This is a genomic window from Streptomyces sp. S4.7, from assembly GCF_010384365.1.
Taxonomy (GTDB): Bacteria; Actinomycetota; Actinomycetes; order Streptomycetales; family Streptomycetaceae; genus Streptomyces.
In genome coordinates this window covers 346,561-361,436 of sequence record NZ_CP048397.1, presented here as the reverse complement: position 1 = coordinate 361,436, position 14,876 = coordinate 346,561, and the positions used below count along the sequence as shown (strand labels likewise).

The following is a 14,876-nucleotide window of genomic DNA, read 5'->3' as shown; positions in this document are numbered from 1 at the left end:
GGGATGGTTCCCCGCGCGTTCACCGAGCCAACATCCGCCGCTCACCCGGTGTCGGCAACATCGGCCTACCTCCCGGCCACCTGAACGACATCAAGGAGCCCAGTGAAGATCCTCCGTAAGATCTCATCGATCGCGAGCGCCGGGAAGCCGCAGCCACAGCCGGGCCGGCCGGCCGGCGGGCGCGTCGGAACCCGGATCCGCGATCTCGACGAGACGAACCGGCGGACGGCGCGCGAGGCGGCCCGGGTCAGGCCCGTCACGACCTCCGACATCCTCACGACGCACCGCAAGGGCTTCCCGCACCACGGCTGGGTCGAGATCGACTCCGAGCACTGCCCGCCGTTCGTCATGTTCTGCGCGAACGACGAGGCCGTCGCCCTCGACACCGTGTGGAACGGGCGCTTCGGTTACGAGTCGGCGAGCCTGCGCCACTGGAGCCGGCTCGCGGCCACCAGCCGTACGATCCTCGACATCGGCGCGCACGTCGGCTACTACGCGATGATCGCGGCCCTGGCCGCCCCCAAGGCCACCGTGCACGCCTTCGAACCGGTGCCGCCGATCCACGCGAGGCTGGCCGTCAACCACCGGGCGAACGGTCTGAGGAATCTCGTGCTGCACCAGAACGGAGTCTCGGACCACACGGGGACCGCCGACATCAACATCCGCTTCCCGCTGTCGAACCTGCTCTCCACCGGCTCCTCGCTGGAGGAGTTCACCAAGCCGGTGGCCAGCGCGTTCACCACCCGGGTCCACTTGCTCACCGTGGACGGGACCCTGGGGGAGACCCCGGTCGACCTGATCAAGATCGACGTGGAGGGTCATGAGCCGAGCGTGCTCGCCGGGGCCCGGGGTGTCATCGAGCGCGACCGGCCCGTCATCATTCTCGAAGCCCTGCACAAGACGCTCCTCGGCAAGCTCACCGAGCCCTTCGCGGGACTCGACTACACCTTCCGCTGGATCTCGGAGTCCGACGGCGGCCTCGTGCCCATCACGGGTGACCGCCCCGAGAAGAGCCGCAACCTTATCTTCACGCCGAAGGAGAGGGAGTACGCCTGAAGGCTCCCGCGCCGCCGCACCCCGGTCCGACGCTCGACGTCCGCCGGCCGGGCCCGCGCATGGCGCCGCCCCGGCACGTGCGCGGACGCTCGTGGCGGGGCGGCTGGTCGGTGGACCCGGCCGACTCGGCCGGCCGGGTCCACCGGTCAGTGGTTCGGCGACTCAGCCCATCAGCTGAAGACGACCGAACGGACCTTCAGTCGCTCGGAGGCCTTGCCCCCGTTGGGCCGAAGGGAGAAGTGCGCGCCCTCACAGTCGGCCCCCGCGAAGACGGTCGCCGTGGCGTCCGTGTTGTTGCGCGGGGAGTGCGCCGGCTCCGTCCGCTCGTCTCCGACCTCGGACAGCGTGATGCACTCGCGGCTCTGCGGATCCACCAGAGTCGACGTCTGCGCGACGCCCGCCCGGTCGACGTGCTTGTAGGTGAAGTCACCCTCGGCCGCGCCGGCCGAGGCCGGCAGGGCGATGACGAGGGCGAGGGCGCCGACGGTGGCGGCCACACTGGTACGAAGTCGCACAGGGAACTCCTTCTGGTACGGGCGGTGCGAGACAGGACGTCGAGAGCCTGTCCCCGACCGTGCGGACGTTCTCCAAAGAGCCCGGTCGATCCCTCGAACAGCGGGTGCGGAATCGCTTCTTCGTGCGCCATGTGGGTCTCCTCCCGACCGTCGGGGCCCTTGGGGTCAGAGCGCGTTGGTGAACAGCAGCCGGTTCGGCGAGCTCTCGCCGACGGCGGACAGCTTGTTCTGGGTGGCCGAGCCGCCGAGCCAGGTCGCGATCTCGTCCGGCGTGGCCTGCGGGTTCTTGGCCTTGTAGAGGGCGGCCACGCCCGCGACATGGGGAGAGGCCATCGAGGTGCCGTTCATCGAGGTGTTGCCGCCGCCGAGCTTGGCCGACACGATGGCGCCGCCCGGCGCGTACAGCGACAGACACTTCCCGTGGTTGGAGAAGCTGGTCTGCCTGTCCTCCCGGTCGGTCGCGCCGACCGTCACGACGCCCTCCGCCGACGCCGGCGAGACGGAGCAGGCGTCGACCGCGTCGTTGCCGGCGGCGATGACCGGCAGGACACCCTTCTTCGACAGGGCCGTCGCCGCGCTGTTCACGGCGGTGGACTTCGGACCGCCGAGCGAGCCGTTGAGCACGGCCGGCTGCTCGGCGTTGGTGGCCACCCAGTCGAAGCCCGCCAGGATCCCCGACCAGGTGCCCTTGCCCGTGCAGTCCAGCACGCGGACGCTCACCAGGTCGGCCTCGGGGGCCACACCGTAGGTACGGCTGGCGACCGTGCCCGCCACATGCGTGCCGTGCCCCTGGCAGTCCTTGCCCTGCTGCCCGTCGCCGATGGCGTCGTAGCCCGCCTTGGCCCGGCCGCCGAACTCGTCGTGACCGAACTCGATGCCCGTGTCGATGACGTACGCCGTGACGCCCTTGCCCTTCTGCTCCGCCGTGTACTGGCCGTCCAGCGGCAGCGACTGCTGGTCGATCCGGTCCAGGCCCCAGGACGAGGCGGCGGCGCGGCTGCTCGAAGGGGCGGTCTCCAGCGCCTTCACCTCGGAGTCCTGCTCGACGGCCGTCACGCCCGGCGTCGCCCGGATGGTCTTGAGCTGGGCGGCGCTCAGCTCGGCCGCGAACCCGCTCAGCACGCTCGTGTATGTGAACAGGGGCTTCACTCCGGCCCGGTTGAGCAGCTTGGTGGCGTCGAAGGCGGCGTCGACGGACACGATGTAGCGGTCCAGCAAAGGCGCCTCCGAGCGGTGCAGCGGCGCGGTGTGGGGCTGGGCGGCGGCCTCCTGGGAAGGGGTGGGCAGCGGGCCGGCCGCCACCACGACGGAGCTCGCGGCGACCAGGAACATGCTGAGTTTCAGGCGATTTTTCATAAAAGGTACTCAAACATGATCGAATTATCTTGATCGGCAGGCGTGGCGGAGGTTCACCCGACCGAACTCTCGGCGTCGGCACCCGTCACAGCCGTGCTCGCGGCCATGGCGTGATGTGTGGGCCATACGTCGTTGACGACGTGATCTGCGGCGGCGCAGGCTGGACGACGTGCAGCAGCGACGCGTCGTCTTCGTGATCTTCGAGGGACTCCAGTCGCTCGACCTCTCGGGCCCCTTCGAGGTGTTCCAGCAGGCGGGCCGGCCGGAGCCCGGCTACGACTGCCGGACCGTGGCCCCCGTCGCGGGCCCGGTGCGCTCGGCCGGCGGGCTGCGCGTACACGCCGACCACGGGGTCGGCGACCTGGATCCCACGGGGATCGACACCCTGGTCGTGGCCGGCGGCAACGGCGTCGACGACGCCGTGCGCGACCCCGCACTCGTCGGGTGGATCGCCGCGGCGGCGGCCACCGCCCGCCGGGTCACCTCGGTGTGCAGCGGCGTGTTCCTGCTCGCCGCCGCCGGGCTGCTCGCCGGCCGCCGCGTCACCACACACTGGAGCCGGGGCGCCCAACTGCGCCGGGAGCACCCCGAACTGACCGTCGACACCCGGCCGATCTTCGTCCGCGACGGACGGGTCTGGACATCGGCCGGAGTCACCGCCGGGATGGACCTGGCCCTCGCGCTCGTCGAGGACGACCTCGGCCGGGAGACCGCCCACACCGTGGCCCAGCAGCTCGTCCTGTTCCTGCGCAGACCGGGCAGCCAGGCCCAGTTCAGCGTGCCGCTCTGGTCCCCGCAGCCGGCCACCGACCCGATCCGTGCCGCCGTCGCGGCCGTCCACGCCGACCCCGGTGGGCCGCACACCCTCGCGGATCTGGCCGACCGTGCCGGACTGAGCCCCCGTCACCTCCAGCGCCGGTTCACCGCGGAGCTGGGGGTGGGGCCCGCCGAGTACGTGGAGCGCGTACGGGTGGAGGCCGCGCAACGGGCGCTGACCGGCGGCGACGAACCGGTCGCCGCCGTCGCGCGGCGCTGCGGGCTCGGCAGCTCGGAGTCGCTGCGGCGCGCGTTCCACCGCCACTGCGGGGTGACGCCCACCGACTACCGCAACCGGTTCCGTTCGACCGACCACCACACCTGACCACCGGGACCCTGCACACCGCACGACCATCCCTGACGACGGAGGACCGCCCATGACCACGTACGGACTGCTCCTGTTCGACGGCGCGGAGGAGTTGGACTTCGTCGGCCCCTGGGAGGTGTTCACCGCCTCCTCCATGCTGCGCGACCAGGCCGACACCGCCGTCCTGGTCGCCGAGCGCCCCGACCCGGTCCGCTGCAACAAAGGCATGCGGGTCCTGCCCGACCACACATTCGGCGACTGCCCACCCCTGGACGTGCTGCTCGTCCCCGGTGGGCGGGGCACCCGCCGCGAGGTCGACAACGCCGCGCTGACCGAGTGGATCGGCGGAACGGCCGCCGAGGCGGACTGGGTCACCAGTGTGTGCACCGGTTCGCTGCTGCTGCACGAGGCCGGTCCCGCCCGTGGCCGGCGCGTGGCCACCCATCACGGTTTCGAGGACGAACTCCAGGCCCGGGGCGACATCACCGTCGTCCGCGACGCCCGCTACGTCGTGGACGGGAACCTGGTCACCAGCCAGGGGGTGTCCGCCGGTATCGACATGGCACTGTGGCTGGTCGGCCGGCTCCATGGACGCGACCACGCCCGCGCGGTCCGCCGGTACATCCAGTACGAGCCCGCGCCGCCCTACCTCGCCGACGAACCACTGCCGAACTGACCCAGCAACTCCTCGACCAGTGCGCCGACCTGCTCCGTCTCGACCAGGAAACCGTCGTGCCCGTACGGCGATTCGACGATCCGCAGCCGGTCGGCGCCGGGTATAGCGGCGGCCAACCCCGCCTGCTGCGCGGGCGGATAGAGCCGGTCCGAGCCGACACCCGCGACGAGCGCCGGCATCCGTACCCGGCTCAGCGCGGCACGGACACCACCGCGGCCCCGCCCCACGTCGTGGCCGTTCATCGCCTCGGTCAGTACGACATAGCTGCCCGCGTCGAACCGGCGCACCAGTTTGGCCGCGTGGTGGTCCAGATACGACTCCACCTGGTAGCGCCCACCCCGCCAGGGGTGTTCACCCGGCTGGGGCTCGCCGCCGAACCGGCCGGCCGGCTCCGGCTCGCTCCGGTAGGTCACATGGGCGATCCGGCGCGCGACACCCAGCCCGCGGTGCGGACCACCGCCGGGCCCGGCCCGGTGGTAACCCCCGCCCCGCCAGCCGGGATCGGAGCGGATCGCCTCGATCTGTACGGTGCCCCAGGCGATCTGCTCGGCCGACGCCGCCGCCGGACACGCGAGCACCAGCAGGGACCCCGTACGCTCCGGTCTGCTCACGGCCCATTCGAGCGCCCGCATCCCGCCCATGGAGCCGCCGACGACCGCCGCCCAGCGCGCGATGCCCAGCGCGTCGGCCAACCGGGCCTCGGCGGCGACCTGGTCACGCTGCGTCAGATACGGGAACGACGCCCCCCACGGCGTCCCGTCCGGTCCGGCCGACGCGGGGCCCGTGGTCCCCCGGCAGCCGCCGAGGACATTGGGCGCGACCACGAACCACCGCCGGGTGTCGAGCGGCCGGCCGGGGCCGACCAGCGCGTCCCACCAGCCCGCCGTCGGATGACCGGGCCCCGCGGGGCCGGCGACATGGCTGTCCCCGGTCAGCGCGTGCAGCACCAGCACCGCGTTCGACCCGTCGGCGGCTCGGGCGCCGAGCCCGATCCGACGACCGGTGCCCGCGCCGTTGGATCTGCTTGGTCTCGAAGGACCAGGCGGCGCCGGGGTCCTGCCGGGAACTGTCGTCGGGAGTGTGTCCGGCGGTGACGGAGTCGGCGGGCTGGCTCATGGGTGACGGCCTCGCACGGGTTGAGACGGAGAATGGGGTTCGGTGGATCGCTGCGACAGGAGAAACCGGCGCGTGCCACTGGACCGTAAAGGCCGTTCCGGCAGAGGTGGAAGTGCGGCGCGGGAATGGCCACGAAGCTGAAACGGCCCGGCAACACACCGTGTTTGTTGCCGGATCATTGCGACGTTGTGGCGAGGCGGCCTGTCGCCTTCTGCGTTCGAATTTCCGACCTCTACCGTGGCTCCCTCGCCCCGACCGCGGAAAGTGGGTCCCTCGTGTCCGTCACAGACGAATCCATCGCCAACAACACGGTCTACGCGCAGTCGTTCGCCGGACCCCTGATCTGCCCCCGTCCCGGGGGCTCGCTGTCGTCGCCTGCATGGACGCGCGGCTGGACATCTACCGCATCCTCGGCCTGCGGGACGGTGAGGCACATGTCATCCGCAACGCCGGGGGAGCGATCACCGACGACGCGATCCGCTCCCTGGCGATCAGCCAGCGGCTGCTGGAGACACGGGAGATCCTCCTGATCCACCACACGGAGTGCGGGATGCTCACCTTCACCGACGGCGAATTCAAACGGGACATCGAGAAGGACACCGGGATCCGGCCGGAGTGGGCCGCCGAGGCATTCACCGACCTGGAGAAGGATGTACGCCAGTCGATTCGGCGTATCACCGTCAGCCCGTTCATTCCGCACAAGGACGCGATCCGCGGATTCATTCTCGATGTGGCGACGGGACAGCTCAACGAAGTGAAGTGAGACGGCGAGTGCGGTGACTCGTTCTCATTTCCGGTCCGTGTGGTGGAGGACGGCGGGAATCGCCGTGTCCCACACGCGGGCCGGCGGTGCCTGGTGACCGACCCCGTCCAGGGCGACCAGACGGGCGTCGGGAATCCCCTCGGCCAGCGCCCGCCCGTGGTCGAGGGGGAAGAGCGGATCCTCGGTGCCGTGCAGGACGAGGGTGGGAGCGGTCACCTCTGACAGCAGGACGGTGACCGGCTCCTCGTCGTCCGCGAGCGCCCAGTGGTTCTTCAGGGCCGCCTCGATGTCGGTGGTGCGGTCGACGATCCGGCCCGACGACTCGCGTACCGCGTCCTCGTCGAACGGCGCCGAACCGGCGAAGAGCCGTTCGGCCTCGACCATGTACGCGATCACCGCCGCGCGGTCCGACCAGTCCGGCTCGGGGGCGGGATCGGCGAAGGCCGCGCGCATCCGCTCCGACGGGGGTGGCAACTTCGACTCGGTGGGACCCGCCGGGCTGGTGGAGACCAGCGTGAGCGTCGCCACCCGCCCGGGGTGCGTGACGGCCAGGCACTGCGCGAGACCGCCGCCCATGGAGATGCCCACCACATGGGCCCGTTGTGCGCCGAGGACGTCGAGCAGGCCGACGCCGTCCGCGAGCAGGGCGCAGAAGGTGTAGTCGGGGGCGCCCGCGGGGGAGTTCACGGACCGGCCGGTGTCCCGGTGGTCGTAGCGCACGACATGGCGCCCGCCGGCCGCGAGCCGCGCGCAGAAACCCTCGTCCCAGCCGTCCATCGAACTCCCCGCGCCGCCGATCAGCAGGATCGTCGGGTCGGCGGGGCTGCCGAAGGTCTGGACGCACAGACGCACGCCGTTGGCCTCGACCAGGCGCGGGGTGCCGCCGCGTACCTCGCCGTCGGTCGCGCTCCGGTCGCTCACGGCGTCATCGGGGATCATGTGGGGCTCCTGTGCTCTGTGTTCTTCGCTGTCCGTGGTTCGGACCGGCGAACGCCCCGGAACTCATCGGTCGGCTCCCGCCGATCACTGCTCGAAGGACTCGGCGAGATCGGCGGGGGCGGCCTGCTTCCAGGAGTCGGCCAGGATGTCGTACAGCTCCTTCTCGTCCTCCAGGGCGCTCAACCGGGCCCGTACCCATGCCGAGTTGGCCTCGTGCGGCGGGACCCAGAACTTCTCGGGCTCCGCCGCGATCAGTTCCGTGCGCTCGAACCTGGGGCAGCGGACCGCGAACGACGTGCCGTCGTCGGGCACCGTGACGAACATCCTTCCCTCGACATGGAAGGTGGGGATGTTCCAGAGTTCCCTCTCCACGGTGCGCGGCAGGGACAGCGCGATACGGCGGACGTCGTCGGCGTCGAGGTCCGCGCCGAGGCGGGTCTCAGGGTCTGCGTCGAGCATGGTCGTTGCCTTCGGATCGATGGACTCTGCCGCTTCCATGATCCGGCATACTCCGCTCCGGCGTACCCCGGGCGACCTGGCTCAGTGTCCGGCCGGTGCGCGCGGAGCGGGCCCGCCGGGGGTCGGGTGTGGCCGGGCCGGAGCGGGAGCTGCCGGGGCCGGTCTTCCTCACCAGCAGCCACGCCTCGGCGGAGCCGTCGCGGCCGTCGCGGAAGCGGGTGAGCGCGTAGGCGCCGCGCAGCTTGCGGCCGTCGAGACGGAACGAGGCATGGCCCCTGTCCAGGGCCGCGGAGAAGTCGGCCGCACCGCCGCCCCCGAGCGGCCGGTAGGTGCCCTGGTCCCAGACGATGACCGGGCCGGCGCCGTACTCGCCGGAGGCGATGACGCCCTCGTACTCGCGGTACTCCAGCGGATGGTCCTCGGTGGGCACCGCCAGGCGCCTGTCACCCGGATCGGTCGACGGCCCCCGGGGCACCGCCCAGGACCTGAGCACACCGTCCACCTCCAGCCGGAAGTCGAAGTGCATCCGGCGCGCGTCATGGATCTGGATGACGAACGACGGTTCGGCCCCGGGACCCGCGCTCTCACCGCGCGGCTCGTCGGTGGTGTCGAACCGGCGCTTGCGGTGGTAGCGCGCCAGGCGGTCCCCGTCGTTGCCTCGGTCTTCCACGTCTGCTCCTCGGCGGCCGGGTGTGCCCAGGTCCTGTCCGGCGGACAGTGCCTAGCCCTCGGTGTCCTCGTCGGGCGAGACGTACATCGCGGCCTCCTCGGCCGAGGCCGCGCCGCCGTCGATCCCGACGTCGCGGGCCGATACGTGCGAGTGCCGGCGGGGCGCGATGTCGTCCACCGCCTCCAGCCGCCCCGCCCGTACGTCTCCGGCCTCCGCGTCCATGGGTTCGCCCTCGCCGTCGGGCACGTCACCGACCTCGTCACCCGGCTCCGGTCGCACGTCAGGGGCTTCCTGGGCGAGCCGCTGGTCCAGGGACTCGCCCTCGTGCTGCTCCTCGTCGGTGACTCCGTACTTGTTGACGCCGAGAGGGCGCTCGGGCGGGGAGTAACCCTCGGTCATCATGTCGTCGAGCCCGCGTTCGTCTATGACGTTCTCCAGATCGAGATCGTCGGAGGGGCCGTTCTGCACGTCCGAGTTCTCGGGCTGGTACACATCGTCGCCTCGTGACTCGTCGGCCATGACTCGATCCTTTCCAGAAGGGGCTCCAGCGTGCGCGCTTCCGGAGCGTCGCCCGACGACTCCGGGGCCGCCCCCTGCGGGTGCCCGGCCCGGCTCTCGTACACCTGGATGATGCGGGAAATCGGGGACCCGGCCAGGAACATTACGAGAGATCTTCAGAATACGCCCCATATGTCCTGCGGGCGGTTCGGTGGTGGTAGGTCGCGGATTGGCGGGACGCGAGCGGGCACACGAGCGGACAGCGAGGGGAAAGCGAGCCGACAGAGGGAGCCCCATGGAGACCGAGAACGACGTCGTGGCACTGATCCTCCGGGACCACCGGACGATGGAGGATCTCTTCCGCCGGATGCGCAGCGTGGAGGCGGACCGGGCCGAGGCGCTGCGCGAGTTCGCGGCGCTGCTGATCGCCCACGCCCGCGCCGAGGAGACGGAGGTCTATCCGGCCCTGCGGCGTTTCAAGAACATCGACGACGCCGAGGTCGAACACGGCGAGGAGGAGCACGACGAGGGCAACGAGGCGCTGCTCGACCTGCTGGAGACCGGCGAGGTCGGTTCCGACGAGTGGGACGAGAAGCTGGAGAAGCTGGTCGAAGCCGTGACCCATCACCTCGACGAGGAGGAGCGGACCATCCTCAACGGCGCCCGCGAGAACGTCGGCGCCGAGCGACGCGCCGAACTCGGTGTCGCGTTCACCGAGGAGCGGGCCAGGCAGCTGGCGGCGGACTGCGGCAGTGTCGAGAGCGTCCGCGAGCAGGTCGGATGAGCCCCGGAGCGGGCGAAGCGGACAGCGGGGGCGGCGTGGGGGACCCGACGGCTCGGGCGGCGATCCGCTCGTGCGGCGGACGCGTGATCCGGGCCGGAGGTCGGAGCGGCACGGCAGCCTAGGGGTGCGGGGACCCGTAGATGTCCCGGTCCATGGCGCGGGCGCAGGCGCGGGCGACGGCCGCGTGAAGCGGGCCGTAGTCGTCGACCTGCGGGTCGCGGGGCAGCCGCTCGGCGCGTGCGGCAGATGGGAGACGTCGGTCTTCGGTTCGAGCACGCTCGCGCGCACGCGGCGTGACCCCGGTCGTGCTTGTCGAGCTCCTGGCGGGCCCGCCGGCCGGCGGCGCGCTGCTCGGGGGTGGGGTCGAGGGTGCCGGGGCTCGGCGCCGAAGCCACCACTGCTGGCACGCCCACCGCGGGTCGTGGCCGATTGATGCTGTCGCGGCCATTGACACCGTCAGAGATCAAGTGATCTATTCACTTTATGAGTCGCAGTGAGTTGTCGTTGTCCGAGCGTCTGGCGGACAACATCGTCGAGATCATCCGTTCGGAACACCTCGGTCACGGGGACGCGCTGGCGTCCTCCCGTGACCTCGCCCGCCGCTTCGGCGTCACCACACCCACGGTGCGCGAGGCGCTGCGCAGGCTGGAGGCCACCGGTGTGGTGGAGTTCCGGCACGGTTCCGGCACGTACGTGGGCCCGGGTATCGGGCGCCGGCTGATGGCCAACCCGCATCTGCCGCGCAGCACCCGCGCCTCCGTGCTGGAGTTGGTCGAGGCCCGGCTGGTGCTCGAACCGGCGGTCGCGGCGGCGGCGGCGAACGTGCGGATGGCCGAAGCCGTACGGGAGTTGGAGTCGGCCGCCGCCAACGCGCTGCACCCGCCGGAGGAATCCCTGCGACGCGCGGTGCACTTCCATGTGGCACTCGCGGCGGCCAGCGGCAACACCCTGCTCCGCGAGGCCGTCGAGGCACTGCTCCAGGTCCGTGCCCACGACCAGGTGGAGATCCGGCACCGCTACAACGACCGGGCCCGGGACCACGCCGAGCATCTGGAGATCCTCGACGCGGTACGGGACGGGGACGCGGCGGCGGCCGAGCGGCTGACCCGTACACATCTCGTGGCGATCCGGGAGGCAGTCCTCGCCGCCGACTTCCCGGCGGACGAGCCGGAGGACGGCAGCGGCGCCGACAGCGACGGCGAGGGTGGCGGCAACGACCGTGACTCCCCGGCCACTTCGGCGCTCCCGGCCACTCCGACCACCTCGGCCACGATCCAGGAAGGCGCACAGCAGTGAGCTCCGAACAGCCCCTCCCGCACCTCCCGCCGTCCGAACGGCCCACGCGGCTCGCCGAGTTGACGACGGTCGAGGCGGCCGACGCCGTGACGTCGAGCCCGGTGGTGATCCTGCCGGCCGGCGCCTTCGAGCAGCACGGCCCGGGGATGCCCATGGCCACCGACACCCTCCGCGCGGAGGCCGTGTCGGATCTCGTGGCCGCCGAACTCGGCGGTCGCGCGGTGATCGGCCCGTCCCTGCCCGTCGGGGTGTCCCCGCACCACCTGGCCTTCGCCGGCACGGTGACGCTCACCACCACGACGTTCGCCGCCGTCGTCCGGGAGTACGTCGACAGCCTGTACCGGCACGGCTGGCGGAAGATCCTCGTCGTGACCGGACACGGCGGCAACAACGCCACCCTGGGCACCGTCGCGCAGGACCTGCTCGTCACCCGCCCCGACCTCCAGTTCGCCTGGACGCCGCTCACCACGCTGGCGCCCGACGCGGTGGCGGACATGCGCGTCGGTGAGGTGCACGGACACAGCGGTGAGGCCGAGACGGCGCAGATGCTGCACCTCGCGCCCCACCTCGTGCGCACCGACCTGCTCACCCCCGGACCGACGGCCACCGCCGATCTCGATCCGCTCTCCCGGCTCTCCCGGCGCGGCCACCCCGCGCTCACGGTGGGCTACGACCGGCTCAGCCCCAACGGCGTCCTCGGCGACCCGCGCCGCGCGACCGCCGCCGCGGGACAGGCCATCGTGGAAACGGCCGTGTCCCGCATCGCCGCTTTCGTCAAGGAGTGGCTGGACGCCTGAGCGGGGCCCTCAAGACCCCTCCCGCACCACCACTTCCCCGCGTGCGACCGCACCCGCGCCGCGCACGCCCCTGACCCGTCACCGCTCCCCACGCGCCGAAGTCCCGCGCGCCCTCATTCCCCCCCGCACCCCCGTCCCCTCAGTAAGCCGTACGAGCCCCCGTGCCGTACGGCAGAAGGAGCCTGCGATGAAGCAGACCCCGCTCGGCGGCCGACGCCCCGGCCGGCGTGCCCGCGCCCTGTTCCGAACCACCGTGGCCACCGCCGGGCTCGCCCTCGTCGGCTCGGCCCTGGCCCCCGTCACGGCGACGGCCGCCGCCGCTCCCGCCGCCCGCCCCGCGTCCGCCGACGGCTGTCGGCAGCCCGCACCGCAGCAGCCGGGCACGAGCGGGCTGCGCACCGTCGCGAGCGGTGGACTCTCCCGTACGTACCAACTCCACCTGCCCGCCAACTACAACCCGCGCCACGACTGGCCCGTCGTGCTCGCCTTCCACGGCCGGGGCAACACCGGCGTCGGTACGGAGGAGTTCTCCGGACTCTCCAACCTGCCCGCGATCGTGGCGTACCCCAACGGCGTGATCGGCACCGGCGACGGCGACCGGCAGGCCTGGCAGGGCGCGCCGTACGCCGCCGCCGGCGTGGACGACGTCGCCTTCACCGGCGACCTCATCGACGAGCTGCGACGCACACTCTGTGTGGACGAGCGGCGCGTGTACGCCACCGGAAAGTCCAACGGCGCGGGCTTCACCGGCCTCCTCGCCTGCCGGATGTCCGACCGGATCGCCGCCATCGCCCCCGTGGCGGGCGCCTTCTACCCCGAGACCGGCGAGAACTGCCGCCCCTCGCGCCCCGTCCCCGTCATCGACTTCCACGGCACGGGCGACGTCACCATCCCCTACGCGGGCGACCCCGACCGCGGACTGCCCGCGATCCCCGACTGGACCGCCGCGTGGGCCGACCGCAACGACTGCCGCCCCCGGCCGAAGACCAGCACCATGGAGCCGGACATCACCATCACCCGGCACAGCGGCTGCGACCACGGCGCCGAGGTGCGCCACGTCGCCATCACCGACGGCGGGCACACCTGGCCCGGCGCCGACAGCTACAGCGGTGGGGGATACGCCACCGAGACCATCGAGGCGCACGAGGTGATGTGGCAGTTCCTGCGCCAGTACCGGACCCCTAGATCCGTCGTCCGCTGACGCAGGAACCGAGTAAGGAGATCCGCTCATGAGTACCCCGACTCCCGCACCACCAGGCACGCCCGGCACGCCGGGCACTTCGGGCACCCCCACCGAGCCCCGGCTGCCGCTGATCGTCCGTGCCATGGGCGTCATCGAACGCGCCGGCAACGCACTTCCGCACCCCTTCTGGCTGTTCTGGATCCTGTCCGGGATACTCGCCGTCGTCAGCGCCGTACTCGCGGCGGCGGACGTCTCCGTGGTCTCGCCGGCCGACGACAAGACCGTCGCCGTACAGAACCTCCTCAGCGGCGACGGACTCGCCATGGCGGTCTCGACGATGATCGAGAACTTCGCCACCTTCCCGCCGATGGCGACCATCGTCGTCGTCATCATGGGTGTCGCCGTCGCCGAACGCAGCGGATTCCTCGCCGCGTTGATGAAGGTCGGTGTCTCACGCGTCCCCGCGTCGTGGGTCGTGTTCGCGGTGGCCTTCGCGGGCACCGTCGCCCACGTCGCCTCCGCCGCCGCCTACATCATCCTCGTGCCGCTCGGCGGTCTGGCCTTCCGCGCGGTGGGCAAGTCCCCGATCCTCGGCGTCGTCGTGGCGTACACCGCGATCGCCTCCGGGTACGACGCCAGTCCGCTGCCCACACCCAACGACGCCATCTTCGCGGGGATCACCACCGCCGCCGCGCAGATCGTCGGCGGTGACGACGCGTACGTCTCCCCGCTGAGCAACTGGTTCTTCAACATAGCCTCCTCGTTCCTGCTCGCCGTCGTGATCACGCTGGTGACCAAGTACGTGCTCAGCAAGCGGCCCGACCTGGACGCCGACCCGGACGCCGACCTGGACGACCTGGGCGGGCTCAGCCTCTCGGACCGGGAACGCTCCGCGCTGCGCCGCGCCGTGTACACGCTGCTGGCCGCCGCCGTCGTCCTGGCCGCGGCGCTCCTGCCCGTCTCCTCACCGCTGCGCGGCGAGGGCGGCAGCATCGTGGAATCGCCGTTCCTCGACGGCATCGCGGCCGTCGTCGCCTTCCTCTTCGGTCTGGTGGGCATCGTCTACGGCACACGCTCCGGCTCGATCAAGAAGGCCGCCGACGTCCCGAGGCTGATGGGCGAGGGCATCAAGCAGATGGCGCCCGTACTGGTGCTCTTCTTCGCGATCGCCCAGTTCCTGGCGTACTTCGACTGGACCCATATCGGTGACGTCCTCGCGGTCAGGGCCGCCGAGGCACTCCAGTCCAGCGGGCTGCCGATCGTCGTCGTCTTCCTGATGATCCTGCTCCTGCTGACCCTGGTGAACGTGATGGTCACCAGCGGCTCGGCGATGTGGGCGCTGGCCGCGCCGGTCCTCGTCCCGATGCTCATGCTGGTGAGCGTGCCGGCGGAGACCACCCAGGCGCTGTTCCGGATCGCGGACTCCGGCTCCACCGCCATCACACCCATGAGTCCCTACTTCCTGATGGCGCTCGGTTTCCTCCAGCGGTACCGCAAGAGCGCCGGCATCGGCACGCTCGCGTCGTACACGCTGCCGCTCGCCGTCACGATGACCATCGCCTGGACGCTGCTGTTCCTGGCGTGGTGGGCGCTCGGCATCCCGCTCGGGCCGGGCGCGCCGGTGCGCTGACCACGCACGGGAGAA

General features: G+C 71.6%; 14 protein-coding genes and 3 pseudogenes. 9 read left to right on the top strand and 8 right to left on the bottom strand.

Annotated features, from left to right (window positions below):
- The first annotated feature begins 102 nt into the window (after positions 1-102).
- The gene (locus SSPS47_RS01440; protein WP_164247945.1) at positions 103-1,056 is read left to right on the top strand and encodes an FkbM family methyltransferase; all 954 of its coding nucleotides are present in this window, start codon (positions 103-105) and stop codon (positions 1,054-1,056) included.
- A gap of 170 nt (positions 1,057-1,226) precedes the next feature.
- Here the strand turns inward: SSPS47_RS01440 and SSPS47_RS01435 are convergent, their stop codons facing one another.
- A complete protein-coding gene (locus tag SSPS47_RS01435; protein WP_164247942.1) occupies positions 1,227-1,571 on the bottom strand; it encodes a hypothetical protein in 345 nt (114 codons plus the stop codon).
- 165 nt (positions 1,572-1,736) lie between these two features.
- Positions 1,737-2,927: a S8 family peptidase gene (locus SSPS47_RS01430; protein ID WP_239064723.1), complete on the bottom strand. Its 1,191-nt coding sequence runs from the start codon at positions 2,925-2,927 to the stop codon at positions 1,737-1,739.
- A 169-nt stretch (positions 2,928-3,096) separates the two neighbouring features.
- Between SSPS47_RS01430 and SSPS47_RS01425 the strand changes: the two genes are divergently transcribed.
- Together SSPS47_RS01425 and SSPS47_RS01420 are read left to right on the top strand one after the other, a co-directional pair.
- Positions 3,097-4,068, top strand: a complete 972-nt coding sequence (locus SSPS47_RS01425) for a DJ-1/PfpI family protein (protein WP_164247939.1) — start codon at positions 3,097-3,099, stop codon at positions 4,066-4,068.
- 52 nt (positions 4,069-4,120) lie between these two features.
- Positions 4,121-4,726, top strand: a complete 606-nt coding sequence (locus tag SSPS47_RS01420; RefSeq protein WP_147876177.1) for a DJ-1/PfpI family protein — start codon at positions 4,121-4,123, stop codon at positions 4,724-4,726.
- Here the strand turns inward: SSPS47_RS01420 and SSPS47_RS01415 are convergent.
- Positions 4,696-5,697: pseudogene (locus SSPS47_RS01415) on the bottom strand (homoserine O-acetyltransferase); the annotation flags it as partial. The gene SSPS47_RS01420 and the pseudogene SSPS47_RS01415 sit on opposite strands and share 31 nt — an antisense overlap.
- A gap of 420 nt (positions 5,698-6,117) precedes the next feature.
- Here SSPS47_RS01415 and SSPS47_RS01410 point away from each other — a divergent pair.
- Positions 6,118-6,605 (top strand): annotated as a pseudogene (locus SSPS47_RS01410) (carbonic anhydrase).
- Between the two features lie 24 nt (positions 6,606-6,629).
- Here the strand turns inward: SSPS47_RS01410 and SSPS47_RS01405 are convergent.
- The 4 genes from SSPS47_RS01405 to SSPS47_RS01390 all read right to left on the bottom strand — a co-directional run bounded on the left by SSPS47_RS01405 (position 6,630) and on the right by SSPS47_RS01390 (position 9,192).
- A complete protein-coding gene (locus tag SSPS47_RS01405) occupies positions 6,630-7,544 on the bottom strand; it encodes an alpha/beta hydrolase (RefSeq protein ID WP_164247936.1) in 915 nt (304 codons plus the stop codon).
- 84 nt (positions 7,545-7,628) lie between these two features.
- Complete coding sequence (locus SSPS47_RS01400; RefSeq protein WP_164247933.1) at positions 7,629-8,003, bottom strand: MmcQ/YjbR family DNA-binding protein; 375 nt, start codon at positions 8,001-8,003, stop codon at positions 7,629-7,631.
- Positions 7,984-8,673, bottom strand: coding sequence for a DNA polymerase ligase N-terminal domain-containing protein (locus SSPS47_RS01395; RefSeq protein WP_164247931.1), 690 nt, complete (start codon positions 8,671-8,673; stop codon positions 7,984-7,986). Before SSPS47_RS01395 ends, SSPS47_RS01400 begins: the two co-directional genes overlap by 20 nt.
- A 51-nt stretch (positions 8,674-8,724) precedes the next feature.
- Positions 8,725-9,192 carry a DUF5709 domain-containing protein gene (locus SSPS47_RS01390; protein WP_147876171.1) on the bottom strand — a complete coding sequence of 156 codons (468 nt, stop codon included), beginning with the start codon at positions 9,190-9,192 and terminating at the stop codon, positions 8,725-8,727.
- A gap of 274 nt (positions 9,193-9,466) precedes the next feature.
- Here SSPS47_RS01390 and SSPS47_RS01385 point away from each other — a divergent pair, with 274 nt between their 5' ends.
- Complete coding sequence (locus tag SSPS47_RS01385; RefSeq protein ID WP_164247929.1) at positions 9,467-9,955, top strand: hemerythrin domain-containing protein; 489 nt, start codon at positions 9,467-9,469, stop codon at positions 9,953-9,955.
- A 121-nt stretch (positions 9,956-10,076) separates the two neighbouring features.
- On the opposite strand, the pseudogene SSPS47_RS36150 reads toward SSPS47_RS01385, so the two are convergent.
- Positions 10,077-10,181, bottom strand: a pseudogene (locus tag SSPS47_RS36150) (fic family toxin-antitoxin system, toxin component); the annotation flags it as partial.
- 278 nt (positions 10,182-10,459) lie between these two features.
- Here SSPS47_RS36150 and SSPS47_RS01375 point away from each other — a divergent pair.
- The 4 genes from SSPS47_RS01375 to SSPS47_RS01360 all read left to right on the top strand — a co-directional run bounded on the left by SSPS47_RS01375 (position 10,460) and on the right by SSPS47_RS01360 (position 14,861).
- A complete protein-coding gene (locus SSPS47_RS01375) occupies positions 10,460-11,251 on the top strand; it encodes a GntR family transcriptional regulator (protein WP_203557760.1) in 792 nt (263 codons plus the stop codon).
- Positions 11,248-12,048 carry a creatininase family protein gene (locus tag SSPS47_RS01370; RefSeq protein WP_164247923.1) on the top strand — a complete coding sequence of 267 codons (801 nt, stop codon included), beginning with the start codon at positions 11,248-11,250 and terminating at the stop codon, positions 12,046-12,048. The genes SSPS47_RS01375 and SSPS47_RS01370 overlap by 4 nt, the downstream gene beginning before the upstream one ends.
- Positions 12,049-12,235: 187 nt before the next feature.
- Positions 12,236-13,249 (top strand): poly(3-hydroxybutyrate) depolymerase, encoded by a 1,014-nt coding sequence (locus SSPS47_RS01365; RefSeq protein ID WP_164247920.1) that lies wholly within the window; start codon positions 12,236-12,238, stop codon positions 13,247-13,249.
- A gap of 28 nt (positions 13,250-13,277) precedes the next feature.
- Positions 13,278-14,861, top strand: a complete 1,584-nt coding sequence (locus SSPS47_RS01360; protein ID WP_164247917.1) for an AbgT family transporter — start codon at positions 13,278-13,280, stop codon at positions 14,859-14,861.
- Positions 14,862-14,876 lie beyond the last annotated feature (15 nt).

Coding starts and splice junctions, on each gene's coding strand:
- SSPS47_RS01430 (WP_239064723.1), bottom strand. CDS start 2,927: ATGAAAAATCGCCTGAAACTCAGCATGTTCCTGGTCGCCGCGAGCTCC.
- SSPS47_RS01420 (WP_147876177.1), top strand. CDS start 4,121: ATGACCACGTACGGACTGCTCCTGTTCGACGGCGCGGAGGAGTTGGAC.
- SSPS47_RS01405 (WP_164247936.1), bottom strand. CDS start 7,544: ATGATCCCCGATGACGCCGTGAGCGACCGGAGCGCGACCGACGGCGAG.
- SSPS47_RS01400 (WP_164247933.1), bottom strand. CDS start 8,003: ATGCTCGACGCAGACCCTGAGACCCGCCTCGGCGCGGACCTCGACGCC.
- SSPS47_RS01390 (WP_147876171.1), bottom strand. CDS start 9,192: ATGGCCGACGAGTCACGAGGCGACGATGTGTACCAGCCCGAGAACTCG.
- SSPS47_RS01385 (WP_164247929.1), top strand. CDS start 9,467: ATGGAGACCGAGAACGACGTCGTGGCACTGATCCTCCGGGACCACCGG.
- SSPS47_RS01365 (WP_164247920.1), top strand. CDS start 12,236: ATGAAGCAGACCCCGCTCGGCGGCCGACGCCCCGGCCGGCGTGCCCGC.
- SSPS47_RS01360 (WP_164247917.1), top strand. CDS start 13,278: ATGAGTACCCCGACTCCCGCACCACCAGGCACGCCCGGCACGCCGGGC.